We start from the raw sequence: 22,977 nt of genomic DNA, 5'->3' as shown, positions 1-22,977 counted from the left end.
TCGAGACGAGCCCCGAAAGGCGAGAAACGATGACCGACCAGCCTGAATCGCCCCTTGGCATCGCCGTCGTGCCGGTGACGCCATTCCAGCAGAACTGCTCGATCGTCTGGTGCACCAGGACGATGCAGGCCGCGATCGTCGATCCCGGCGGCGATGTTCCCCAGATCCAGCGGGCGCTGGCCGAGCTCTCGGTCGAGCCGGTCGCGATCTGGCTGACCCATGGCCATATCGACCATGCCGGCGGCGCGGCCGACCTCGCCGATGCTCTGTCCGTGCCCGTCATCGGCCCCCATGAGGCCGACAAATTCCTGCTCGATGAACTGCCGACCTCTGGCCTGCGCTTCGATATGCGCGGCATCCGGGCCGTGACCCCGACGCGCTGGCTCGTCGAGGGCGACGAGGTCAGGATCGGCGATGTCGCCTTCTCGGTGCTGCACGTTCCCGGTCATACGCCGGGCCACGTCACCTTCTTTCAGGACGGGGTCCGTTTCCTGCTGGCGGGCGACACGGTCTTCGCCGGCTCGGTCGGCCGGACAGACTTCCCCTATGGCGACCACGCCACGCTGATCTTAGGCATCAAGAGCAAGCTTCTGCCACTCGGCGACGATGTCCAGTTCCTGCCCGGCCATGRCCCGGCGAGCACGCTCGGCGCGGAACGGGCGAGCAATGAGTTCCTGCAGGACTGAACGCAAAAACGAAAAGACCCGCAGCGGAGATCCGCTACGGGCCCTGGAAGAACCAACGGCCATGTACCTGAACGGGCGCGCGTACATCCGGCGTCACACGTTCGGCTCATGGCCGTCTTCAGCGGCGCTGGAGGACAGTGGAACGCCCTCGACATCGCCGTGATCCCGATATGGGGGATCATTGCGGCGTTTTCAAGGGCGCTTTGTCTCAGGCGTCAAGAACGCCGAGCAGGAAGTCGCTCTTGCCGACCTGGATGCCGTTCTCGCGCAGGATCGCATAGGCGGTCGTGGCGTGGAAATAGAAGTTCGGCACGGCAAACTGCGTGAGATACTTCTCGCCCTTCATCGTGACGGTGGCCGAGGGGCCGCGCGGGAAGGTCACATCCTTGCCCAGGCCGGTATCGAGCGCCGCTTCATCGACGCTTGCGACGAAGGCCAGCGTCTTGGCGATGCGCGCCTTCAGTTCGTCGAAGCTTTTCTCTTCGTCGGGCATCTTCGGGTTCTCGGCCCCGCTGACGCGCGCAGCTGCGTTCTTGGCGAAATCGCAGGTCAGCTGGACCTGTCGCGTGAAGGGCAGCATGTCCGGCGCGAGCCGCGAGCCTAGCAGCACCTCGGGAGCGATCTTGCGCTCCGTGGCCTGGGTCACGGTCTTGTCGATGATGGCGTCGAGCGCCTTGAGCGTCTGGTTGAAGCCGGCGAAAGCGGCGGACTGGACTGAAAGCGGCATGGGCGAAATCCTCGGAAACGAAAACGGGCCCGGCTGGGCCCGTCGCGTCGTCGATATAGTTGCTGCGCGGCGTTTTACAGCAGCGCGCAGCAAGCAATCGTCGCGGTTTCGTCAGTCCTTGGCACGCTCCACATAGGCGCCGGTCTCGGTCATCACGACGATACGCACGCCCGGCCCGATATGCGGCGGCACCGAGGTGCGCACGCCGTTGACCAGGATCGCGGGCTTGTAGGACGACGAGGCGGTCTGGCCCTTGGTCACCGGCTCGGTCTCGGCGACCTCGACGACGACACGCTGCGGCAGTTCGATCGAAACGGCCCTCTCCTCGAACACCGACAGCGTCACCTTCATGCCCTCCTGGAGATAGGGCGCCATGTCGCCGACGACGTCGCCATCGACATTGATCTGGTCGAAGGTCTCGGGGTTCATGAAAACGTACTGCTCGCCGTCCTGATAGAGATAGGTGTAGTCGCGGTCCTCGACATAGGCGCGCTCGACCTGCTCGGTCGTCTTGTAGCGCTGCGTCATCTTGGTGCCGTCATGGATACGGCGCATGTCGATCTGCGTCGTCGGCGTGCCCTTGCCGGGAAAGAAGCTCTCGGCCGAGAGGACCGAGCAGAGATGCCCGTCGAGATCGAGCACGTTGCCCTTGCGGACGGAGGAGGCGATGACCTTGACCACGTGGTGCTTCCTTGACCTGAACGCGGCAGTGCCGCGCGAATTCGTTGCCGCGCAACTACCGCATCGGGGTCGAAAACGGAAGCGGTCTCGGCAAGGCATCCTTTGCAGCGCTTGACATTGGGGGTTTGTAGATACAATTAAAACGTGAAGCTCAGTTTTGATCCGGCAAAGAACGAGCGCAATATCCGCGAGCGCGGGCTGCCTTTCACGCTTGTCGACGATTTTGCCTGGGAAACGGCGCAGACGAACGAGGACAAGCGCTTCGCTTATCCGGAACGCCGCTTCATCTCGTCAGGGTTGATCGGAGGCCGCATGTTCGTGGTCTGCTTCACGCCCACGCAAGATGGCATCCGCGTCATCAGCTTTCGCAAGGCCAATGCAAGGGAGATTGCGAAATATGAGCAAGCATCAGGCTAAGGCTGAGATCGACCTTCCGCCGCTCACGGATGCCGAGGGCGAGGTTCGCGAGCTCACGAAGGCGGATTTTGCCCTGATGCGTCCTGCTTACGAGGTGCTGCCGCCGGAACTCGTCGCGATGATGCGCGAGCATCGTCGCCGCCGCGGCGAACGCGGACCACAGCATGCGCCGACCAAGAAGCTCGTCAGCCTGCGGCTCGACCAAGATGTGCTGGAGCGGGCAAAAGCTGGCGGGCCGGGCTGGCAGACGCGGATCAACGATATTTTGCGCGATGCGCTGTTGAAGCAGGCAGGCTGAAGACGCCATTCATGGCAAATTATGCCCCGCCCTTCTGGCGGCCCGACATCCATGCTGATCGCCGGCCGGCGCTGCTGGCACGCGGGCGGATCAAGGCGGCGCTGCGCCGCTGGCTGGAGGAGCGCGACTTCGTCGAGGTCGAGGCGGCGATCCTGCAGGTGTCGCCCGGCAACGAGACCCATCTGCACGGCTTTGCGACCACGCTGATCGATGATGCCGGGGCGCGCCACCCCTACTACCTGCATACATCGCCGGAATTCGCCGCCAAGAAGCTGCTGGCGGCGGGCGAACCGCGCATCTTCGATTTCGCCCGCGTCTTCCGCAACAGGGAGCGCACGGCGCTGCACCACCCCGAATTCACGATGCTGGAGTGGTATCGCGCCGGCGAGGACTACGAGACGCTGATGAGCGACTGCGCTGCGCTGCTGGCCGAGGCGGCTCAGGCCGCTGGCGCCAAGATGCTGCGTTGGCGCGAGGTCGAGGCCGATCCTTTCGCGGAGCCCGAGCGCCTGACGCTGCAGGAGGCCTTCGCGCGCCATGCCGGCATCGACCTGTTGCGGACGGTGACGGCGGACCACGACGTCGACAGGGACGGTCTCGCCGCCGATGCGACGGAAGCCGGCATCCGCGTCGCCGCCGACGACACATGGTCCGATATCTTCAGCCGCATCCTGTCGGAGAAGGTCGAGCCCCGTCTCGGCATCGGCCGCGCCACAATCCTATGCGAATATCCGATATCCGAAGCGGCGCTGGCGCGGCCCAAGCCCGGCGACCCGCGCGTCGCCGAGCGTTTCGAGCTTTATGCCTGCGGCGTCGAACTCGCCAACGCCTTTGGCGAACTGACCGACCCGGCCGAGCAGCGCCGGCGCTTCGAGGCCGATATGGAAGAGAAACAGCGGATCTATGGCGAGCGCTATCCGGTCGATGAGGATTTCCTCGCCGCTCTCGCACAGATGCCGGCAGCTTCTGGCATAGCGCTCGGCTTCGACCGGCTGGTGATGCTCTGCACCCATGCGCGCGCGATCGAGGACGTGCTCTGGACGCCGGTCGCGCAACCGGGCAGGGGAGGGGCATGACGATCCACCAGCCTCTGCGCAGCATTGACGCGCTGCTCGAACGCGGCCTCGTCGCGCCGGAGCGGCGTGCCGAACTCGACGCCGTGGTCGCGCGCTACGCTGTCTCGGTGACGCCGGCGATGGCGGCGCTGATCGACGCAGGCGATCCCGCCGACCCGATCGCCAGGCAATTCATCCCCGGCCCCGACGAACTCGTCACGCTGCCGCAGGAACTTGCCGACCCGATCGGCGACGAGGCGCATTCGCCGGTCGAGGGTCTGGTGCATCGCTATCCAGACCGGGCGCTGCTCAAGCTCGTCCATGCCTGCCCGGTCTATTGCCGTTTCTGCTTTCGCCGCGAGATGGTAGGCCCCGGAGGCGATGCGCTGATCGGCGAAAAGCTCGACGCCGCGCTGGCCTATCTCGCCTCCCGTCCCGAGATCTGGGAGGTGATCATGACCGGCGGCGATCCGTTGATCCTCTCGGCCCGTCGGATCGGCGAGATCGCCAGGCGTCTGGCCGCGATCACCCATATCAAGGTTTCGCGCTGGCATACGCGCGTGCCGATGGTCCAGCCCGAGCGCATCACCGCGGACTATGCCCGCGCGCTGCGAGTGCCCGGCAAGGCGAGCTATATCGCGATCCACGCCAACCATCCGCGCGAATTCACGCCCGCCGCCTGCACCGCGCTGGCCCGTCTCGCCGACGCCGGCCATGTCCTGATCAGCCAGAGCGTATTGCTCAGGGGTGTGAACGCCGATGTCGAGACGCTCTCGGGCTTGATGCGCGCTTTCGTGGAGAACCGGGTCAAGCCCTACTACCTGCATCACCCGGACCTTGCGCCAGGCACCTCGCATTTCCGGCTCTCGCTGGAGGAGGGGCAGGCCCTCGTCAAACGCCTGCGTGGCCATCTTTCAGGCCTCTGCCAGCCGACCTATATCCTCGACATCCCCGGCGGTGCGGGCAAGATTCCGGTCGGCCCCGCCTTCCTGTCGGGTTGCGAGACACCTGTCGCGGAGGCGCAAGCCGAGGATCGCCATGGCGGTTTGCATCGCTATCCGCCGACCTGACGCACCATCGCCGCTCACAGCTCTTGAAGGACAAAGATCATGCAAGAGAAGATGCCCATCGCGATCGTCTCCGACGTCGTCTGCCCTTGGTGCTTCGTCGGCAAGGCCAGGCTGGAGAAGGCGCTTGCCGCCCACGGCCTGACCGATCGCGTCGCCATCACCTGGCTGCCCTATGAGCTGAACCCGGACATGCCGGACGCCGGCATGGACCGCACCGCCTATCTCGACCAAAAATTCGGTCCGGGAAAGCGCAAGGAAATCGAGCTCAGGCTGTCTGAAGCCGCGCTTGAGAGCGGCATCACCTTCAACTGGGCCAAGGTCAAGAAAAGCGTCAACACGCGCATGGCGCATATGCTGGTCGCCGCCGCCTCGACCGTGCAGCAGGGCAGCGAGATGAAGGCCGCGCTGTTCAGGGCCTATTTCCAGGAAGGCCGTGACATCGGCGACATCGAGACGCTGGTCGAGATCGCGGTTGAGCAGGGTTTCGAGGCTCAGGCAGCGCGGGACGAACTGTCCAATAATGAGTTGCGCGAGACTGTGATCGGCCTGGAAGATCATGCCCGCAAGGTCGGCGTCACCGGCGTGCCGTTCTTCATCATCGACGGCAAGCTCGCGGTTTCCGGAGCGCAGACCGGTGATGTCTGGGCCGAGGTCTTTCGGAAGGTGATGAGCGAGGCGGCCTGAGCGCCCGGCCATGGCGACCATCCGCTATCTCAGCCACCCGCAGGTTGCGATCGATGCCGCCGTGCCGGTGCCCGATTGGGGGCTTTCGGAACTCGGCAGGGAACGGACAGAGGCTTTTGCCAGCGCGTCGCTGCTTTTGGCCACCCGTCGCATCGTGTCATCGGCCGAGCGCAAGGCGATCGAGACCGCGCAGATCATCGCCGCCGCACTGGGCGTTTCCGTCTGCATGCGCGAGACCATGCACGAGAACGACCGCTCGGCCACGGGCTATCTGCCGCCGCCCGAATTCGAGGCGATGGCAGACGCCTTCTTCGCCTCGCCGCAGCAGAGCATTCGCGGCTGGGAGCGCGCGGCCGATGCGCAGGGGCGGATCATCAGCGAGGTCGAGGCCGTGCTGGCCGAACCGGCCGAGGGCGACGTGCTTCTCGTCGGCCATGGCGGCGTCGGCACGTTGCTGCTCTGCCATCTCCTGCACGAGCCCATAGCCCGCAGGAGCGACCAGCCGGGCGGCGGCGGCAATCTCTTCGCATTCGACGCCGCGACCCGAATCGTGCACCACGGCTGGCGCTCGATGGAGGAGGTCGCCGGCCGATGACGCAAAAGAAGATCAATGACCTGCGCGACCGCATGATCGTCGCTCTCGACGTGCCCACGATCTGGGACGCTTATCGCATCGTCTCGCAACTCGGCGACGAGGCGACGTTCTACAAGATCGGCTATGCGCTCGCCTTCGCCGGCGGCCTGCAACTGACCCAGCAGCTGGTCGCGGAGGGCAAGAAGGTCTTCCTCGATCTCAAGCTCCACGACATCGGCAACACCGTGACCGAGGGCGTTTCCTCACTCAGCAATCTCGGCGTCGATCTCCTGACCGTGCACGCCTATCCGCAGACCATGCGCGGCGCGGTCGAAGGCAAGGGCGATGCGTCGCTAAAGCTGCTCGCCGTCACCGCACTGACCTCCTATGATGACGGCGACCTGCGCGACGCCGGCTACGGCCTGGCCGTGCGTGACCTCGTGCGCCTGCGCGCCGAGCAGGCCCGCACCACCGGCATCGACGGCATCGTCTGCTCGGCCGCTGAGACAGAGATCGTCCGCGACGTGGTCGGCAGCAACATGCTGATCGTGACCCCGGGCATCCGGCCTGCCGGCAGCGCCGTGGGCGACCAGAAGCGTACGCTGACGCCCGGCGAGGCCATTCGCGCCGGTGTTGACCATCTCGTGATCGGGCGCCCCATCATCCGCGCAGCCGATCCGCGTGGAGCGGCGGCTGCGATCATGGACGAGATCGCGGCGGCGACGTAGTCTCCCGGTCCAATCCTTAATCCAGCAAACGGATCGAAGACCATGCCCAAGGGATATGTGATCGCCCGCGCCAAGGTGACAAACGCGACGCAATGGGCGGCTTATGCCGCCGCGACCGCCGAGGCGATGAAGATCCATGGCGGCACGCCGATCGTGCGCGGCGGCCAGATGACAGTGGCCGAGGGCGAGGGCCGCGCCCGCAACATCGTCATCGAATTCGCTGATTTCGCCTCGGCCAAGGCCTATGCGGCCTCTCCCGAATACGCTGCCGCGCGCAAGCTGCGAGAGGGCGCCGGCGAGATCGACATCGTCGTGGTCGAGGGGGTCTGACGCCATGGCCAAGGGATACTGGATCGCCCGCGTCGATGTGGAAAATCAGGGCGAGTACGACACTTATCGCTCGCTGAACGCCGTCGCTTTCGCCAAATATGGCGGCAGGTTCATCGTTCGAGGCGGGGAGTACAAGCTGGCGCGCGGGGACGGGCGCAAGCACAACGTCGTCGTCGAATTCAAGGACGAGGCGACGGCGAGGGCCTGCTACGAGTCGCCGGAATACCAGGCGGCTGTGAAGCATCTCGCCAATGTCGGCCCGGTCGATCTCGTCATCATCGGCGGTTACGATGGCGCACAGCCCGGCGACTGATCTGGCGCAGGGGCCGCTGACCGCCATCGGCGTCATCAGCGGCACCTCGATGGATGGCATCGACGTGTCGATCGTCACCAGCGACGGGCGCGACACGCCGCGCTTCGGCGCAGGCGCGTCCTATCCCTATCGCGCCGGAACGCGTCGTGACCTGCAGGCGCTGGTGGCGCAGGCCGAGCGGGCGCTGACGGAGCCGTTGCTCGAACTGGAAGCGGCTGTCACCGCCGACCATCTTGCGGCTATCGAGCGCTTCATCGCCGACCATGCCATCGATAGGGCTGCAATCGACCTCGTCGGCCTGCATGGCCAGACGGTCTACCACCGCCCGGAACGGCGCTTTACCCGCCAGCTGATCGACGGGCCGGCGGTGGCGGAGGCGCTCGGCATTCCGACCGTCGACCGCTTCCGCTATGCCGATGTCGCGGCCGGCGGTGAGGGCGCGCCCTTCGCGCCGCTCTATCATCGTGCGCTCGCGCAGGCGCTGCCGCAGCCGGTGATGGTGCTCAACCTCGGCGGCGTCGGCAATGTCACCTTCATCGACGGCGACACCGTGATCGCCTTCGACACCGGGCCGGCCAGCGCGATCCTCGACGATTTCGTGCTGAAGCGGCAGGGCCGGACCTATGACGCCGATGGCGCGCTCGCCGCCAGCGGCCATGTTCGCGACGATCTGGTTGCGGCGTTCATGGACAACCCGTTCTTCGACCGCGCGGCGCCGAAATCGCTCGACCGCAATGATTTTCACCGGCGGGCCCAGGTCGTCGAACCGCTCTCGGATGCGGACGGGGCGGCGACGCTCGCGGCCTTCACCGTCGAGAGTGTCGTGGCGAGCCTGCGCCATGTCCCGCGCGCGCCCGCACGCTGGCTCGTCGGTGGCGGCGGGCGGCTCAACCGGCATTTCATGGAGCGGCTCGGTAAGCGCCTCGGCGTGCCCGTCGAACCGGTCGAGGCGGCGGGCTGGGACGGCGATGCGCTGGAGGCGCAGACCTTCGCCTATCTGGCGATCCGCTCGGTGAGGGGCCTGCCGCTGAGTGAGCCGGGCACGACCGGCGTGCCGCAGCCGCTGACCGGCGGCCGGCTGAACCGGCCGGCGCGGTAGCGCCGCCCCAACTTTGCGTCACACCTATCGCTTGCCGCTTTTTGATGGACCTGCGCCGTCATTCCGGACAAGCGGCGCAGCCGCGCTGATCCGGAATCCATCGTAGGGCGCGGTGCTCCATGATGGATTCCGGGTCTGCGCTTCGCTTCGCCCGGAATGACGGCAGAGTGTCCGAGTAAAATCAGAAAGGCTTCAGAACGCGACCTTGTCCGCGCCTTTGAGCTCCAGCACCTCGCGAGCATAGGCTGGGGTCGCGACCTCGAGGCCGAGCCCCTCGATGATCATCCGCGCCGCCTTGACCTGATCGGCATTGGACTTCGCCATCTGGCCCGGTCCGAGCCAGAGCGAATCCTCCAGCCCGACGCGCAGATTGCCGCCCATCGACACGGCCATCGCCGCGATCGGCAGCTGGTGCCGGCCCGCGCCCAGCACCGACCACTGGTATGCGTCGCCGAAGAGCCGGTCCGCCGTGCGCTTCATGTGGATGACGTCCTCGGGATGAGGACCGATGCCTCCGAGAATCCCGAAGACCGACTGGACGAAGAAGGGTGGCTTCACCAGCCCTTTGTCGACGAAATGGGCGAGCGTATAGAGGTGGCCGATATCGTAGCATTCGATCTCGAAGCGCGTGCCGTTCTCCGCGCAGGTCGTCAGGATGTTCTCGATGTCCTGGAAGGTGTTCTTGAAAATCCGGTCCTTCGAACCCGCCAGATAGGGCTCTTCCCAGTCGTGCTTGAAGTCCTTGAAGCGGGTCAGCATCGGGTAGAGCCCGAAATTCATAGAGCCCATGTTGAGCGAGGCGACCTCGGGCTTGAAATGCGTGCAGGGCTGCAGCCGTTCCTCGATGCCCATGGTCGGCGCGCCGCCGGTGGTGATGTTGATGACGGCGTCGCAGCGCTGCTTGATCACCTTCAGAAAGGGCTCGAAGGCGGCCGGCGATTGATCGGGCTTGCCGGTGACCGGATCGCGCGCATGGACATGGACCAGCGCCGCGCCGGCTTCGGCCGCGCCGACCGCCGCATCGATGATCTCCTGCGCCGTCACCGGCAGATAGGGCGACATCGAGGGCGTGTGGATCGCGCCGGTGACGGCGCAGGTGATGATGACTTTGCGGTTCTTCGCCATGGTCCTCGTCCTCGTCGTGTCCGGAATGGTCGGACCATTCCTCTGTTCTAGCCGATCGAGCGCCTGAAGGCGTCCCGGTATTTCCGCACAGGCGTCAGGCGGGCTTGCGCCCGGCGGCGCGCTTGTGCGCCTGTAGTGCCGCCAGTCGCGTGTCGCGCCAGTCACTGAGGCGCTTCACCCGTTCGGCCGATTGCGTGCCCGGCCATTCGCTCATCACGGTCGCGACCGTCTTCTCGCCGAACGGGTCGCCGCCGACGCCCTCCGACGCCATGCGATCGAGCGAGGGGCCATAGCGGGCGCAGTAATCGGGAATGCCGCCGGGCGCATTGAGCTCGATTGTCTCGAACGGCCCCATGAAGGACCAGCGCAGGCCAAGCCCGTCGCGAATGGTCTTGTCGACGTCCTCGGCGCTGGCGACGCCTTCGCCGACGAGCCGGAACGCCTCGGCCAGCAACACGGCCTGAAGCCGGTTGAGCACGAAGCCGGCTTTCTCCTTGCGCAGCGTGATCGGCACCTGGCCGGCCTGCTCGTAGATCGCCTTGGCGCGTTCGACGACAGCCGGATCGGTCCACGGCGCAGGCGCAAGCTCGACGATCGGCACGAGATGGGGCGGATTGACCGGATGGGCGACGAGGCAGCGAGCGCGTCCCTTCAGGGTCTCGCTGAAGACCGACGCCATGATGAAGGATGTCGAGGACGCGAGGATCGTGGCTGGCGCGGCGAGTTCGTCCATCTGCGCGAACAGTTTCTGCTTAGCCTCGACGGTTTCCGGCCCATTCTCCTGAACGAGGTCGGCGCCTTTCAGCGCGTCGGCAAGGCCGGCGGCGACGCGGATGCGGGCGAGCGAACCCTTGGGATCGTCGACGAGGCTATGCCCGGCCAGTTCTTCGAGATTGGTCCCGATATGGACCCGTGCCGCTTCCGCCGCGCCGGGCGCAACGTCATGCAGCGCAACGTCGCAGCCATGGCTCGCGAAGACGGTGGCCCAGGCGCGGCCGATCAGGCCCGAGCCGACGATGGCGATTGTGGTCACGGATGCTCCTCGTTCGTTCTTGTCTTCAAAGCCACAGCACCTGCCGCCTCAGCGCCAGATCCCGGCTCAGAGCGCGCGAGGGGCCGGTATGGACGACAGCGCCGCGCTCCAGCACGACGGTGCGGTCCGACAGCGCCAGCGCGAGATCGAGATGGTGGTCGACGATCACGATCGCGATCTCCTGCCTAAGCTTGTCGAAGGCCTCGAACAGCTCCTCCACCACCGCCGGAGCCAGCCCCTCGAAGGGCTCGTCGAGCAGCAGCACGCGAGTGTCGCCCGAGAGCGCGCGCGCCACCGCCACCATCTGCTGTTCGCCGCCGGAAAGGTAGTCGGCCGGCGAATGCCAGCGTTGCCTGATGCGCGGGAAGAACGAGAAGATCTTTTCATCCTCCCAGCGCGTGCCGTTCCCGGTCATGCGCTTGAGCCGACCGAGCTCCATATTGTCTTTGACGCTCATGCCGGCGAAGAGCCCGCGTCCCTGCGGCACATAGGCGATGCCGGCGCGCGCGATCGCGGCGGGCGGCTGCTTTGCGATATCGGACCCTGCCAGCGTGATCGTGCCGGTGGCTGGCGGCGCGATGCCGGTGATGGTCTTGAGCAGGGTCGATTTGCCGGCCCCGTTGCGGCCGAGCAGTGCGACGATCTCGTTCTCGTGCACGTCGAGCGCGACCTGCCTGAGAATGTGGCTCTTGCCGTAGAACGTATCGACGCCGGAAAGCCCGAGCAGAACCTTATCCCCGGCGGCGCTTTCTCGCTGCTTTTCCGCCAGCGCATGCGCGCCAGAGCCGATATAGACCTCCTGCACGCGCGGCGACGAACGCGCGTCCTCGACCGTGCCGTCGACCAGCACCGCGCCCTCGTTCATCACCGTGACATGGTCGGCGATGGCGAAGACGCGGTCGATGTCGTGCTCCACCAGCAGCACCGGCAGATCGGTCGAGATCGATTTGATCAGGTTGCCGACGCGCTCGCGCTCAGCCGCTGCCAGTCCCGCCAGGGGCTCGTCGAGCAGCAACACGCGCGGCTTCGTCGCGAGCGCGAGGCTCATGTCGAGCAGGCGCTGTCCGCCATAGCTCAACGAGCCGGCCTCGGCGCTCTCGATGCCGCGCAGGCCCATCGTGTCGATCACGGCACTCGTCTGCGCATTGACCTCGGCAAGCGAGCCGGACGCGCGCCAGAGGTTGAAGCGCTCGGGCGCGCGCGCCTGCACGGCCAGGCGGACATTTTCCTCGACCGAGAGCGTCGGGAACAGGTTGGTGATCTGGAACGCGCGCCCGATGCCGGCCTGCGTGATCGCCTCCGGGGACAGGCCGCCGATCTGCCGATCGCGCAGGTGGACGGTGCCGCGATCGGGCGGGAACAGGCCGGAGATCAAATTGAAGGCCGTGGTCTTGCCGGCGCCGTTGGGCCCGATCAGCGCATGCAGGCGGCGGTCGCGCATCTGCAAGTCGACGCCCTCGACCGCCCTGATCCCGCCAAAACTCTTGGCGAGCCCGGTCGCGGTCAGGATGACGCCGTCGCCAGCGTCGGCGGGCTTCATGAAGTCCGGCAGCGTCACCGCGCCTGCCTTGCGTTCCGACATGGCGGCGGCGCCCGCGACTTGCTTGCGGAAGGGCCGCAGCAATCGCTCGGCCACGCCGACGAGCCCCGTCGGCGAGAACACGATGAAGCCGACGAAGAGCAGGCCGAACCAGAACAGCCAGTTCGGCGTCAGGCTTGAGAGGTAGTCGCGGAAAATCACGAAGAAGAGCGCGCCGAGCGCCGGCCCCAGAAAAGAGCGCATGCCGCCGATCACCACCATCGCTAGCAAGTCGCCGGAAAAGGCGACCGAGATCGGGTCGGCCGACGTCATGCGGTTGTTGAACAGCAGGAGCGAGCCGGCGAGCCCGGTCAGCCCCGCCGACAGCGTGAAGGCGACGAGCTTGTAGCGGTCAGTCGCATAGCCGAGGAAGCGGGCGCGCTGCTCGTTCTCGCGTATCGCGACCAATACGGTGCCGACCGGCGAGCGATGGAAGCGCCAGAGGCCGTACACCACGGCCATGCCGATCGTGGCGACCAGGACGTAGAAGGGCAATGCGACCTCGAAATCGATGCCGAGGAACAGCGGCCGCTTGATGCCGCCCAGCCCGTCCTCGCCGCCGGTCACGGCCGTCCAGCGGAAAGCCACGGAATAGGTCATCGCCGCCAGCGCCAGCGTCAGCAGCGAGAAATAAACGCCCTTGCGGCGCAGGATCAACGCTCCGAAAACAAAGGCGATCAGCGCGACGAAGGCGATCGACAGCAGGATCGGCAGCGCGAATTGGCCCGGCAGCCAGTTGCGCTGGATCAGCCCGGCCGCATAGGCCGCGAGCCCGAACCAGGCGCCATGGCCGAAGGAGACCAGCCCGGTCGTGCCGACCAGAATGTTCAGCGCCATGCAGGCGATGGCGAAGACGACGATCTCGGTCGCCGAGGTCGTGCCGAGCCCGATGACGTGCATCAGGAAGGGCAGGGCGACGAGGCCGGCGGCAGCGATGAGGAGTGGCGCGTGGTCGCGCAGGCTGGGGTTCATCGCGATCACTCGAACCGCTGGATGCGTTCGCCGAACAGCCCGCGCGGACGGAACAGCAGCACGAGCAGCATCATCAGGTAGATCACCGCCGTCGACCACTGCGTATAGCCGAGCCCGATCGTGATGCCCTTGACCACGCCGACCATGAGCGCGGCGACGACGACGCCCCAGAACGAGCCGAGCCCGCCGATGACGACGACCACGAAGGCCGGCGTGATGATCTCCTGCCCCATGGCGGGATGGATCGAATAGATCGGCGCAAGCAGCACGCCGGCGAGGCCCGCGAGCCCGATGCCGATGCCGGCGACCGCGACCATATAGGGCTGCAGGGAGATGCCGAGCGCGCCGACCATGTCGGGGTTCTGTACGCCGGCGCGCACGACGCGGCCGAAGGCGGTGCGCTGGAGCAGGAACCAGAGGCCGAGCACGCACAGGGCCGCGATGCCGAGCAGCATAGCGCGATAACGCGAATAGATGAAATCGCCGATGAAGATCTGGCCGCGCAGTTCGGGCGGAATCGAGAAGGAGAGCGGTGGCGCGCCAAAGATCATGCGCAGGGACTGCTCGGCCACCATGGCGAGCCCGAAGGTCAGCAGCAGCGAGAGGATCGGGTCGGAGCGGTAGAAGCGCTGGAACAGGCCGCGCTCGACGACGATGCCGATCAGCGCGACCAGCACCGGCGAGGCGATGATCGTGCCGCCAAAGCCGATATGGGGCGCGAGCACGATCGTGAGATAGGCCCCGATCGCGTAGAAGGCTCCGTGCGCCAGGTTGACGATGCCGCCGAGCGAGAAGATCAGCGACAGGCCGAGCGCGATCAGGAGGTAATAAACCCCGTCGAGCAGCCCGTTCAGAACCTGCTGGATGAAGAGAGTGAGCAAGGGTGGGCTTTCGACTGGTCAATCTGGTGGGGAACGCGCCGTCATCCCGGACGCAGCGAAGCGGAGATCCGGGATCCATCCTAGAGCGCGGCGATGCCTTACGATGGATCCCGGATCGGCGCGGCTGCGCCGCTTGTCCGGGATGACGGCGCGGGTTTGATCAGCAAATAAATCGTCAGCTCATCTTGCAGACGGCCTCGTCGCCCTGCGTGGCGATGACCTCGAGATCCTCGCTCGGGCCCGGCACCGGGGGCGACGAGGTGAAGAGGTCCCACTGGTTCTTGACCTGCGCCGCCGGCAGGGCGGTGATGGTGTACATCTCGCTGATCATCTGGTGGTCGGAGGCGCGGAAATAGCCCGGACGCGGTTTCATCACATCGAACTTCGCGCCCTTCTCCCAATATTCGATGATCTTGGCGGTATCGGTCGATTTAAGCTCGTTCATCGACTGGGCCATGATCTTCATCGCGACATAGTCGCCCCAGGCCTGGTTCTCCGGAGGCTTGCCGTATTTCTTGGTGAAGGCGGCGACGAAGGTCTTGGTCGCGGGCGTGTCGATCAGGTGGTGCCAGACGCAGGGCCAGATGCCGCCGAAATTATCCTTGCCGGCGGCCCAGGCCAGCGCCGTGTCGAAGCCGAAGCCCGCGACCGGGAAGGTCAGGCCGAACTCGGAATATTGCTTGAGGAAGTTGGTGATCTGGTTGCCGGCGAGGTTCGAGATCACGAGGTCGGGCTTGGCGGCGCGGATTTCCAGCAGCAGCGCGGAGAAGTCGGTCGCGTCGGTCGGCACCAGCTTGTCGGCCGCGAACTGCCCGCCATTGGCCTCCATGAAGCGCTTGGCGACCTTGCTGAGATCGTGGCCGAAGGCGTAGTCGGCCGTCAGCGAGAACCATTTCTTGCCCTTGACCAGCCCCTGCGCCATCAGCGAGCGGCCTGCGCTCTTCACATACATCGAGTTCTGGTGCTCGACATGGAACATGTAGCGGTTGCAGCTCTCGCCACGCAGCGCGTCGGAATTGCCGCCGGTGTTGACGAACAGCATCTTGTTGCGCGCCGCGACCTGCGAGATCGTCAGGCAGGAGGCCGACGAGATCTCGCCGATGATGCAGGCGACCTTGTCGCGCTCGAACATGCGCTCGGCCTTGGTCGAGGCGGTCTGCGGATTGACCGAGTCCTCCTTCAACGCCTCGAGCTTGCGGCCCATGACGCCGCCTGCGGCATTGATTTCCTCGACTGCGAGATCGACCGCCATCACGGCGTATTCGCCGAGCGGACCGAGGAAGCCGGTGCGTGGCGTCAGATGCCCGTAGCGCAGCGTGTCGGAGGTCTGGGCCAGGATGACCGAAGGGCTGGCGATCAGCCCCGTGGCGGCCCCTGCGCCGATGCCCGCCAGCGCCTGACGGCGAGAGACGCGGAATTTCGATGGCTGCTCAGTCATGACGTTCCTCCCAGAACGGTTCCGCGCCTTGCGCTGGATGATGATTGTGTTTCTTGATTTCGCGGTCTTGGGGCCGCTTGTCGTGATCTGTGATCACAGTTAGGTTGGCAGACATGATCGGCCGTGTCCAGCCCTTGCCCAAACCTGTGTCCAAGCCCTTGTCGGTGATCGCCGCCCGGCCTCTCGTCGCATTGCCGGAGACCGACGTTTCGGCGCTGGACGAGATCGGCGCACTCCAGCGCGAGACCCTGGGAGATCGCGTCACCGGGGAATTGCGGGCGCTTCTGGTCGCGGGCCGGCTGGCGCCGGGCGAAAAGCTGTCGCTGCGCCGTGTCGCCGAGGCGCTCGGCGTCTCGATGATGCCGGTGCGCGAGGCGATCAGCCGGCTCGCAGCTGATCGGGCGCTCGAGGTGCTGCCCGGCCGGGCGGTGCGCGTGCCGGTGCTGACGCTCGACCAGTTCCGCGAACTGACGCGGCTGCGGCTCGTCGTCGAGGGCTTCGCGGCCGAGGAGGCGACGCGCAAGGCGACGCCGGAGCAGATCGCGGCTGTTGCGGCCCATGAGGCGGCCTTTCGCCGCGCGGCAAGCGCCGATCCGCCGGACACGGCGGGCGCCGTCGCGGCCAATCGCGATCTGCATTTTTCGCTTTATGAGGCGGCGGGCATGCCGAGCCTCGTCGAAATGATCGAGCGACTCTGGCTCAAGGCCGGGCCGGTGCTCAATCTCGACATGCGCCATGAGCCGCGCCGGCTTAAGGGCGGCAGCGCCATGCAGGAGCACGAGAAGCTGCTGGCGGCGTTGCAAATATCCGATGCAGGCGCGGCGCGTGCGGCGCTGGAGGCGGATATCGCGGCTGCCGCGGCGCATATCGAGCAGACCGGACAGTTGCAGCGAGGAAACGAGCCGTCATCTTCGGGATGAGGGCTGAACGGATTGGAGTGAGCTCATGGATTTGCAGATCAAGGGCCTGCGCGTGCTGGTCACCGCCGGAGCGAACGGCATCGGGCGGGCAACGGCGCGCGCCTTCGCGGCGGAGGGGGCCAGCGTCCATATCTGCGATGTCGACAGGGCGGCTTTGGCCGAGATGGCGCAGAGCGATCCTGCGATCACGCAATCGGTCTGCGACGTCTCCGACCGCGCCGCTGTCGCCGAGTTGATCGGGGATACCGTCGCGGTGCTGGGCGGGCTCGATTGCCTCGTCAACAATGCCGGCATCGCCGGTCCCACCGGCCGCGTCGACGAGATAGACCCTGCCGATTGGGACACGTGCGTCGCCATCGACCTGACCGGCCAGTTCAACTGCACGCGGCTCGCCGTCCAGCACCTCAAGCAGTCGGCCAACGCCTCGATCGTCAATCTGTCGAGCCAGGCCGGAAAGCACGGCTTTCCGCTGCGCTCGCCCTATGCGGCGGCAAAATGGGGCGTGATCGGCTTCACCAAGGCGCTTTCGGCGGAACTCGGCGAATTCGGCATTCGCGCCAACGCGATCTGCCCCGGACTGGTCGAGGGGCCGCGCATCCAGAGCGTCATCGCCAACAAGGCGCGCAGCATGAACGTCTCGCATGAGGACATGACCGCGCGATTGTTCTCGGGCGTCTCGATCAAACAGTTTGTCGATCCAGCCGACATCGCCCGCCAGATCGTCTTCCTCGCCTCGCCATTCGGCAAGACGATTTCGGGTCAGGAAATCTCGGTTTGCGGCGATACGCGCATGCTGAGCTAACCCCGGGCGGCGCGCGCCTCCCTGATCGCGCGCCAGACCCGCTGCGGCGTCGCGGGCATGTCGAGATGGGTGACGCCGAGCGGGCGCAGTGCGTCGAGGATCGCGTTCATCACCGTCTGCGGCGCACCGATGCAGCCGGCCTGGCCTGAACCTTTCGCGCCGAGCGGATTGGCCCTGGTCGGGACCTCGACCATGGTCAGCTCGAAAAACGGAATGTCGTCGGCGCGCGGCATTGCGTAATCCATGAAGGTCGCGCTCAGGAGCTGCCCGGAATCGGGATCGTAGACCGCCTCCTCCAGAAGCGCCTGCCCGATGCCTTGCGCCAGCCCGCCATGGACCTGGCTTTCGGTGAGCAGCGGGTTCACCAGCCGCCCGTAGTCGTCGATCGCGATATAGCGTTCGAGCGAGACAGCGCCCGTCTCCGGATCGATCTCGACCTCGGCGACCTGCGCGCCATTGGGAAAGGTGATGGCGTCGCAGACATTGTCGCCATGGCCGCCGAGCGGCGCGCCCGTGCTCTCCTGAACATGCCGTGCGACGGCCATCAGCGCGACCTCCCGCACCAGCCCGTCTGAGCTGGCGGCGGCGCGAAAACAGCCATCGCCGAAATGCAGTTCCTCAGCCGAGACCTGCAGCAGTTGCGCTGCCACCGGCTTGGCCCGCGCGATCAGGTCGTCGCAGGCCATCACCAGCGCCGCACCACCCAGATGCAGCGAGCGCGCCCCGCCATGGCCGCCGCCGCGCGGCACGCGTTCGGTGTCGCCCTGAACGAGCGTAAAGGTCTCGACCGGCAGGCCAAGCTGCTTTGCCGCGACCTGCGCGAAGCTCGTCTCATGCCCTTGGCCATTGGACTGCGTGCCCACCGCCATGTCGATCGTCCCGTCCGGGCGCACCGAGAGCCAGGCTTCCTCATTGGGCTGTCCGCGCGAGGTTTCGAGGAAACAGCCGATGCCGAAGCCGCGCAGCTTGCCTGCCTTCTTCGACGCTCTCTTGCGCGCCGCGAAGCCGGCGCGATCGGCGGCGAGCAGCACCTGGTCGAGATTCTCTGTGAACTCACCGCAATCGATCACGGTGCCGAAGGCGCTGCGATGGGGGAAGTTCCTGATGAAGTTGCGCCGGCGCAGTTCGGCAGGATCGAGCCTGAGCTGATGCGCAGCCTTCTCGATCAGCCGTTCCAGCAGATAGTTCGCCTCGGGCTTGCCGGCCCCGCGATAGGCGTCGATCGGGGCGGTGTTGGTGAAGACGCCGCGCACGTTCATGGTCATGGCGGGGATGTCGTAGAGACCGCCCATCGCGGCCGAGGGCGCGTTGGTCGAGCTGCCCGGTCCCAGCGATGAGACATAGGCGCCGAGATTGCCGATCGTCTCGACCGCCAGCGCCAGGAAGCGCCCGCGCCTGTCGAGCGCCAGCCGCGCCGTCGTGAAATTGTCGCGGCCATGCACGCCGCTGGTGAATTCGTCGATGCGTTCGGCGACCCAGCGCACCGGCGCGCCGAGCTTGCGCGCCGCCCACAGCACCAGAGCCTGTTCGGGATAGGTCACGTTCTTCATGCCAAAGCCGCCGCCGACATCGGGGCAGGAGACCTGGATGCGGTCGGGGGCTAAGCCGAAGACGCCCTCCGCCAGTTCGCGCCGGATGGCGTGGACCGAGGCGCCGCTGATCGCCAGCCGATAGACGCCAGTCTTGCGGTCGAAACCGCCGAGCGCCATGCGCGGCTCCAGCGCTGCGGCGACGATGCGGTTGTTGACGAGGTCGCAGGTCACGACATGAGCGGCCTTGGCAAAGGCTTTCGCCACGGCCTCCGTATCGCCGCGCTGGAACCGGTAGGCGAGGTTGCCCGGCGCTTCCGGCCAGATTTGCGGCGCGTCGGGTTCCGGCGCACTGCGCAGGTCAGTCACGGCCGGCAGGATGTCGTAATCGACGGCAATCTGCTCGCAGGCGTCGCGGGCGACTTCGCGGCTGTCGGCGACGACCAGCGCCACGGCATCGCCGACATGGCGGACAAACCCGCGCGCCAGAGGAAAACGCGGCGGCACGATTAGCGGTTCGACGGTCTTGACCGCGATGTAGCAGGGCAGAGGCCCGAGTCCGTCGAGATCGTCGGCCGTGTAGATGCCGCGCACCCCCTTGATGCCGGCGGCTGAGGAACTGTCGATCGACAGGATGGCGGCATGGGCATGGGGCGAGCGCAGCACGGCGGCGAAGAGTTCGCCGGCGACAGGCGTATCGTCGAGATAGTCGCCGGCTCCCGTCAGGAAACGCTGGTCTTCCCGTCGCCGCAGCGAGCGTGGGTCGTCGGGAGCGGCGACCGGGGTTGAGGTCTCCGAGGCGGTCATGCCTTCGTCCATGGCTGGTCGTTCTCGCCTCGTCGCCAGTCGTCAGCGGTCGCGCGTGCAACTGCTTTGCCGCTCCCTGATAGCGCCGAAAGGCGCGCATGACTCACGCAAACATGACTCACGCAAACATGACTCATGCAATCATGGCTCATGCAATCGGCTGGCGCCTTACGCTTGCCGGCGAACGTTCCAGAACACCGGCGTCGGCCAGCCGACGAAGTCGGTGAGGTTGGAGCGCACCGCCGTGGCGAGGAAATACTGGCCGAAAGGAATGAACGGCACGGTCTCGAAGGCGCGGGCCTGGATCTTTCGGGCGATCTGCTTTTGCGCGGCGAGATCGGGCGTATCGAGCCAGGAATCGCGCAGCTTTTCCATCTCCGGGTCGGTCGGCCAGCCGAACCAGCCCTGCTTGCCGGTGCCGCGCAGCGGCAGGTGCACGGCCGGATCCATGACCGACAGGCCCGTATAGGAGGTGCAGAACATCGACCAGCCGCCCTTCTCGACCGGCTCCTGGCTCGAGCGGCGCTGGATCACCGTGCCCCAGTCGGTGGTGACCAGATCGACATTGATACCGATCTTTTGCATCAGCGAGGCCATCACCGGCGGAAACGCGCCGAGCACCGCCTGGTCGCTCGGCGACATCAGCACGACGCGCTCGCCCTTGTAGCCGCTTTCGGAGACCAGCTTCTTCGCCAGCGCGACATCGCCCTTGAACACATCCATGCCTTCGTCATTGGCCATCGGCAGTCCGGCGGTGAAGACGCCGACGCCGGTCTTGTAGAGGTCGGGCTCCGAGCTGAAGGCGGCTTGCATGAACTCCTTCTGGTCGATGCCGGCGAGCAGCGCGCGCAGCAGCCTGGGATTGTCGAAGGGCGGATGCAGATGGTTGATCGCCGCCATGCCGATCGCGCCGATCTTGTCGTTGAGCTGAACCCGCGTCGCGGCGTTCTTGCGGAAGATCGGCAGCAGGTCGGGCAGCGGGTTCTCGACCCAATCGACCTCGCCCGCCTGCAGCGCGGTTCCGGCGGTCGAACCATCGGGCATGACAATCCATTCGACCCGGTCGAAATGGGCGACCTTGCCGCCCGCGAGCAGGCTGGAGGGTTCGTTGCGCGGAACATAGCGCTCGTTGCGGGCATAGGCTGCGCGTGCGCCAGGCTGCCATTCGTCGCGCAGGAAGCGGAACGGGCCGGAGCCGACATATTCCGAGATCTGCTTGAAAGCGTCGGTCTTCGCGATCCGCTCGGGCATGATGAAGCAGTAGTCGGCCAGCGCCGTCAGCATCAGCGCGAAGGGCTTCTTCAACCTGATCTGGAAGGTCTTGTCGTCGATCGTGCTGAGTTCGGCGCCGTTCGTCATCATGATCTGGCCGAGCGGGCGGCGCTTGGCCCAGCGCGTGATCGAGGTCACGAAATCGATCGAACGGACCGGCTCGCCGTCATGCCAGAGCAGGCCCTCGCGCTGGGTGAAGCGCCAGGTCAGCCTGTCGTCCGACAGAGTATGGCCGGCGATCATCTGTGGCTTGGGCTGATAGCCGCTATCGAGCGCGTATGGCGTATCCCAGACCAGGAAGCCGTGATTGTAGGCGACGGTGGCCGTGGTCCAGACCGGGTCGGGATTGGCGAGATCGGCCTGCGGCACGAATTTCAGCGTCCTTTCGCGGCTTTGCGAGAAGGCTGGGCGGGCGATGGTCGCGGCGGCGGCGGCGGCAAGGAAGTCACGGCGTCTCATGGTCAGGCCTCCCTGGAACGAAGTGGTTGGGGGTGAAGCGGATAAAGGGTCGGCGGAGCCAGGCGGAACGGGAAGCTTGCAATGTCGAGGGCGGCGGGGCCGGGCGCGTCGATGTCGATCATCACCGGGCAGATCGCGCTGAAGGCGGCGCGGAAATGGTTCTTCGCCTTGATGCAGAGGATATCGACCTTCGTCATGTCGACCCCGTGCAGCGTCAGGAAGGCCGGATCATTTGTGGAGCCGCAGGCAGTGGTGACGATGATACTGATCGTTCCCACGCCGATGACCGCGGTTCGCCCCAGCGACATCGGCAGGCCGCGCATCATCGGGCCGACATTGACGTACTGGCCGTCGGTGAGTTTGAGTACCGTTCCCTTGAAGGGTACGGGCGAGCCAAAGTCGCCGCTGATCCGGCCGCCGAGCGTGCCGTCGATCGCAACTCCTTCGCCGACCGCCCAGCAGCGCTCGACAAGCTCGGGATCGCTGAAAAAGGAGAACACCACCGGCACGGAGGGCTTGGCGGCAAACAGCGCCCGCAGCATCTCCGGCGTGTCGGCGATGCCGCCGGAAGCCGGATTGTCGCCGGAATCGATCACAGCGACGGGGCGGGCCGAACTCTTGAGCGCGATCGCGATACCCTCGGTCGCGCTGGGCAGGTCGATGAAGAAGCGGTCGAGCCGCTGCCGTGTCTCCTCGACGAGGCGTTCGGCGGCCGCGCGGGCCAGCTCCGGATCATTGTCCGTGAAGACCAGCGCGCCGGCGCCGGCGACCACCGTGTCGCCATAGGAGAAGCCGCCGAAGGGCGAGGCGTCGAGAATGCGCGGATCGAATTCGAGCCCGCGCGCGAAGGCCTCGAGTTCCGCCATCGGCCCCTCCGCCGTGCGCATGTTGATGCTGGGCAGGATCGCGTCGAGCTTGGCGATGTGGCCGACGGGGCGGACCTGCCCCTTCACGGTGCGGTCGAGCACGTCGAGCACGCGTTCGGCGGTCTCCTTCATGTCGGTGTGCGGGTGCTCCTTGAAGCCTGCGGCGAAAGTCACGAGATCGGCCATGCGCGGATCGAGATTGGCGTGCAGATCGAGACTGATGCCGAAGGGCATATCGGGGCCGATGGCCTCGCGCACGCGCCGGACGATCTCGTAATCGGCAAGGTCGAGCCCATCGACCAGCATCGCGCCATGCAGCGAGATGAAGACGGCGTCCCATTCGCCGCCGGCAAGGTCCGTGACGATCTCATTGACGATCGCCTCATAGGCGTCGCGCGTCACCGGGCCGGCAGGCGTTGCGCCAGCCATGCGCAGGAAGGTGCCGCGCCAGTGCGGATTGGCGTCGAGGAAGGCGACCGCGCCGCCGCCCTCGGTCGCCGTACCGCGATAGACGGCTTCCGCCTCCTGGCCCTGATACCATTCGCGTTTGAAGTCTTTCAGCCCGGTCGGCACCGGCGAGAACGAATTGCCTTCATGCGAGAAGCGGGCGATGGCGAGGCGGGGCATGGTTC

The 22,977-nt window shown here is 66.2% G+C and carries 23 protein-coding genes; 13 read left to right on the top strand and 10 right to left on the bottom strand.

Annotation, left to right across the window (positions count from 1 at the left end; genetic code table 11):
* Nucleotides 1-29: 29 nt before the first annotated feature.
* On the top strand, nucleotides 30-686 hold the full coding sequence (locus AC1DZY_RS07470; protein WP_476819452.1) for an MBL fold metallo-hydrolase: 657 nt from the start codon (nucleotides 30-32) through the stop codon (nucleotides 684-686).
* Between the two features lie 208 nt (nucleotides 687-894).
* Here the strand turns inward: AC1DZY_RS07470 and AC1DZY_RS07465 are convergent, their stop codons facing one another.
* Together AC1DZY_RS07465 and efp are read right to left on the bottom strand one after the other, a co-directional pair.
* Nucleotides 895-1,413: a DUF1993 domain-containing protein gene (locus AC1DZY_RS07465; RefSeq protein ID WP_476819451.1), complete on the bottom strand. Its 519-nt coding sequence runs from the start codon at nucleotides 1,411-1,413 to the stop codon at nucleotides 895-897.
* Between the two features lie 111 nt (nucleotides 1,414-1,524).
* Nucleotides 1,525-2,094, bottom strand: coding sequence for an elongation factor P (gene efp / locus AC1DZY_RS07460; RefSeq protein WP_476819450.1), 570 nt, complete (start codon nucleotides 2,092-2,094; stop codon nucleotides 1,525-1,527).
* A gap of 144 nt (nucleotides 2,095-2,238) precedes the next feature.
* On the opposite strand from efp, the gene AC1DZY_RS07455 reads away from it, so the two are divergent.
* The 10 genes from AC1DZY_RS07455 to AC1DZY_RS07410 are packed head-to-tail and all read left to right on the top strand — an operon-like array spanning nucleotide 2,239 to nucleotide 8,662.
* Nucleotides 2,239-2,511: a BrnT family toxin gene (locus AC1DZY_RS07455; protein WP_476819449.1), complete on the top strand. Its 273-nt coding sequence runs from the start codon at nucleotides 2,239-2,241 to the stop codon at nucleotides 2,509-2,511.
* A complete protein-coding gene (locus AC1DZY_RS07450; protein WP_476819448.1) occupies nucleotides 2,492-2,809 on the top strand; it encodes a BrnA antitoxin family protein in 318 nt (105 codons plus the stop codon). Before AC1DZY_RS07455 ends, AC1DZY_RS07450 begins: the two co-directional genes overlap by 20 nt.
* A gap of 11 nt (nucleotides 2,810-2,820) precedes the next feature.
* Nucleotides 2,821-3,885 carry an EF-P lysine aminoacylase EpmA gene (gene epmA / locus AC1DZY_RS07445; protein WP_476819447.1) on the top strand — a complete coding sequence of 355 codons (1,065 nt, stop codon included), beginning with the start codon at nucleotides 2,821-2,823 and terminating at the stop codon, nucleotides 3,883-3,885.
* Nucleotides 3,882-4,934 carry a lysine-2,3-aminomutase-like protein gene (locus AC1DZY_RS07440; protein ID WP_476819446.1) on the top strand — a complete coding sequence of 351 codons (1,053 nt, stop codon included), beginning with the start codon at nucleotides 3,882-3,884 and terminating at the stop codon, nucleotides 4,932-4,934. Before epmA ends, AC1DZY_RS07440 begins: the two co-directional genes overlap by 4 nt.
* A 39-nt stretch (nucleotides 4,935-4,973) precedes the next feature.
* The gene (locus AC1DZY_RS07435) at nucleotides 4,974-5,618 is read left to right on the top strand and encodes a DsbA family oxidoreductase (RefSeq protein WP_476819445.1); all 645 of its coding nucleotides are present in this window, start codon (nucleotides 4,974-4,976) and stop codon (nucleotides 5,616-5,618) included.
* Nucleotides 5,619-5,628: 10 nt separating this feature from the next.
* Nucleotides 5,629-6,213 (top strand): histidine phosphatase family protein, encoded by a 585-nt coding sequence (locus AC1DZY_RS07430; protein WP_476819444.1) that lies wholly within the window; start codon nucleotides 5,629-5,631, stop codon nucleotides 6,211-6,213.
* Entirely contained in the window at nucleotides 6,210-6,920 is a 711-nt protein-coding gene (gene pyrF / locus AC1DZY_RS07425; RefSeq protein ID WP_476819443.1) for an orotidine-5'-phosphate decarboxylase, read from the top strand. Before AC1DZY_RS07430 ends, pyrF begins: the two co-directional genes overlap by 4 nt.
* A gap of 42 nt (nucleotides 6,921-6,962) precedes the next feature.
* A complete protein-coding gene (locus tag AC1DZY_RS07420; RefSeq protein WP_476819442.1) occupies nucleotides 6,963-7,250 on the top strand; it encodes a DUF1330 domain-containing protein in 288 nt (95 codons plus the stop codon).
* Nucleotides 7,251-7,254: 4 nt separating this feature from the next.
* Nucleotides 7,255-7,563, top strand: coding sequence for a DUF1330 domain-containing protein (locus AC1DZY_RS07415; RefSeq protein ID WP_476819441.1), 309 nt, complete (start codon nucleotides 7,255-7,257; stop codon nucleotides 7,561-7,563).
* On the top strand, nucleotides 7,541-8,662 hold the full coding sequence (locus tag AC1DZY_RS07410) for an anhydro-N-acetylmuramic acid kinase (RefSeq protein WP_476819440.1): 1,122 nt from the start codon (nucleotides 7,541-7,543) through the stop codon (nucleotides 8,660-8,662). Before AC1DZY_RS07415 ends, AC1DZY_RS07410 begins: the two co-directional genes overlap by 23 nt.
* A 192-nt stretch (nucleotides 8,663-8,854) precedes the next feature.
* Here the strand turns inward: AC1DZY_RS07410 and kce are convergent, their stop codons facing one another.
* The 5 genes from kce to AC1DZY_RS07385 form a co-directional block, all read right to left on the bottom strand.
* Nucleotides 8,855-9,787, bottom strand: coding sequence for a 3,5-dioxohexanoate:acetyl-CoA acetone transferase (gene kce / locus AC1DZY_RS07405; RefSeq protein WP_476819439.1), 933 nt, complete (start codon nucleotides 9,785-9,787; stop codon nucleotides 8,855-8,857).
* 94 nt (nucleotides 9,788-9,881) lie between these two features.
* On the bottom strand, nucleotides 9,882-10,820 hold the full coding sequence (locus tag AC1DZY_RS07400) for a 3-hydroxyacyl-CoA dehydrogenase (protein ID WP_476819438.1): 939 nt from the start codon (nucleotides 10,818-10,820) through the stop codon (nucleotides 9,882-9,884).
* Between the two features lie 25 nt (nucleotides 10,821-10,845).
* Nucleotides 10,846-13,371 (bottom strand): branched-chain amino acid ABC transporter ATP-binding protein/permease, encoded by a 2,526-nt coding sequence (locus AC1DZY_RS07395; protein WP_476819437.1) that lies wholly within the window; start codon nucleotides 13,369-13,371, stop codon nucleotides 10,846-10,848.
* A 5-nt stretch (nucleotides 13,372-13,376) separates the two neighbouring features.
* Nucleotides 13,377-14,252: a branched-chain amino acid ABC transporter permease gene (locus tag AC1DZY_RS07390; protein ID WP_476819436.1), complete on the bottom strand. Its 876-nt coding sequence runs from the start codon at nucleotides 14,250-14,252 to the stop codon at nucleotides 13,377-13,379.
* 175 nt (nucleotides 14,253-14,427) lie between these two features.
* On the bottom strand, nucleotides 14,428-15,690 hold the full coding sequence (locus AC1DZY_RS07385; RefSeq protein ID WP_476819435.1) for an ABC transporter substrate-binding protein: 1,263 nt from the start codon (nucleotides 15,688-15,690) through the stop codon (nucleotides 14,428-14,430).
* 113 nt (nucleotides 15,691-15,803) lie between these two features.
* On the opposite strand from AC1DZY_RS07385, the gene AC1DZY_RS07380 reads away from it, so the two are divergent.
* Nucleotides 15,804-16,610 (top strand): GntR family transcriptional regulator, encoded by an 807-nt coding sequence (locus tag AC1DZY_RS07380; RefSeq protein WP_476819434.1) that lies wholly within the window; start codon nucleotides 15,804-15,806, stop codon nucleotides 16,608-16,610.
* A gap of 25 nt (nucleotides 16,611-16,635) precedes the next feature.
* Nucleotides 16,636-17,412 (top strand): SDR family oxidoreductase, encoded by a 777-nt coding sequence (locus tag AC1DZY_RS07375; protein WP_476819433.1) that lies wholly within the window; start codon nucleotides 16,636-16,638, stop codon nucleotides 17,410-17,412.
* On the opposite strand, the gene AC1DZY_RS07370 is transcribed toward AC1DZY_RS07375, so the two are convergent.
* The 3 genes from AC1DZY_RS07370 to AC1DZY_RS07360 form a co-directional block, all read right to left on the bottom strand.
* On the bottom strand, nucleotides 17,409-19,748 hold the full coding sequence (locus AC1DZY_RS07370) for a xanthine dehydrogenase family protein molybdopterin-binding subunit (protein ID WP_476819432.1): 2,340 nt from the start codon (nucleotides 19,746-19,748) through the stop codon (nucleotides 17,409-17,411). The two genes, AC1DZY_RS07375 and AC1DZY_RS07370, sit on opposite strands and share 4 nt — an antisense overlap.
* A 168-nt stretch (nucleotides 19,749-19,916) precedes the next feature.
* Nucleotides 19,917-21,479, bottom strand: coding sequence for an ABC transporter substrate-binding protein (locus AC1DZY_RS07365; RefSeq protein ID WP_476819431.1), 1,563 nt, complete (start codon nucleotides 21,477-21,479; stop codon nucleotides 19,917-19,919).
* Between the two features lie 2 nt (nucleotides 21,480-21,481).
* On the bottom strand, nucleotides 21,482-22,972 hold the full coding sequence (locus AC1DZY_RS07360) for a M81 family metallopeptidase (RefSeq protein WP_476819430.1): 1,491 nt from the start codon (nucleotides 22,970-22,972) through the stop codon (nucleotides 21,482-21,484).
* Between the last annotated feature and the right edge of the window lie 5 nt (nucleotides 22,973-22,977).

The sequence above is a fragment of the Allobosea sp. P2_A10 genome, assembly GCF_056405115.1.
This window is presented reverse-complemented; position numbering and strand designations above follow the sequence as displayed.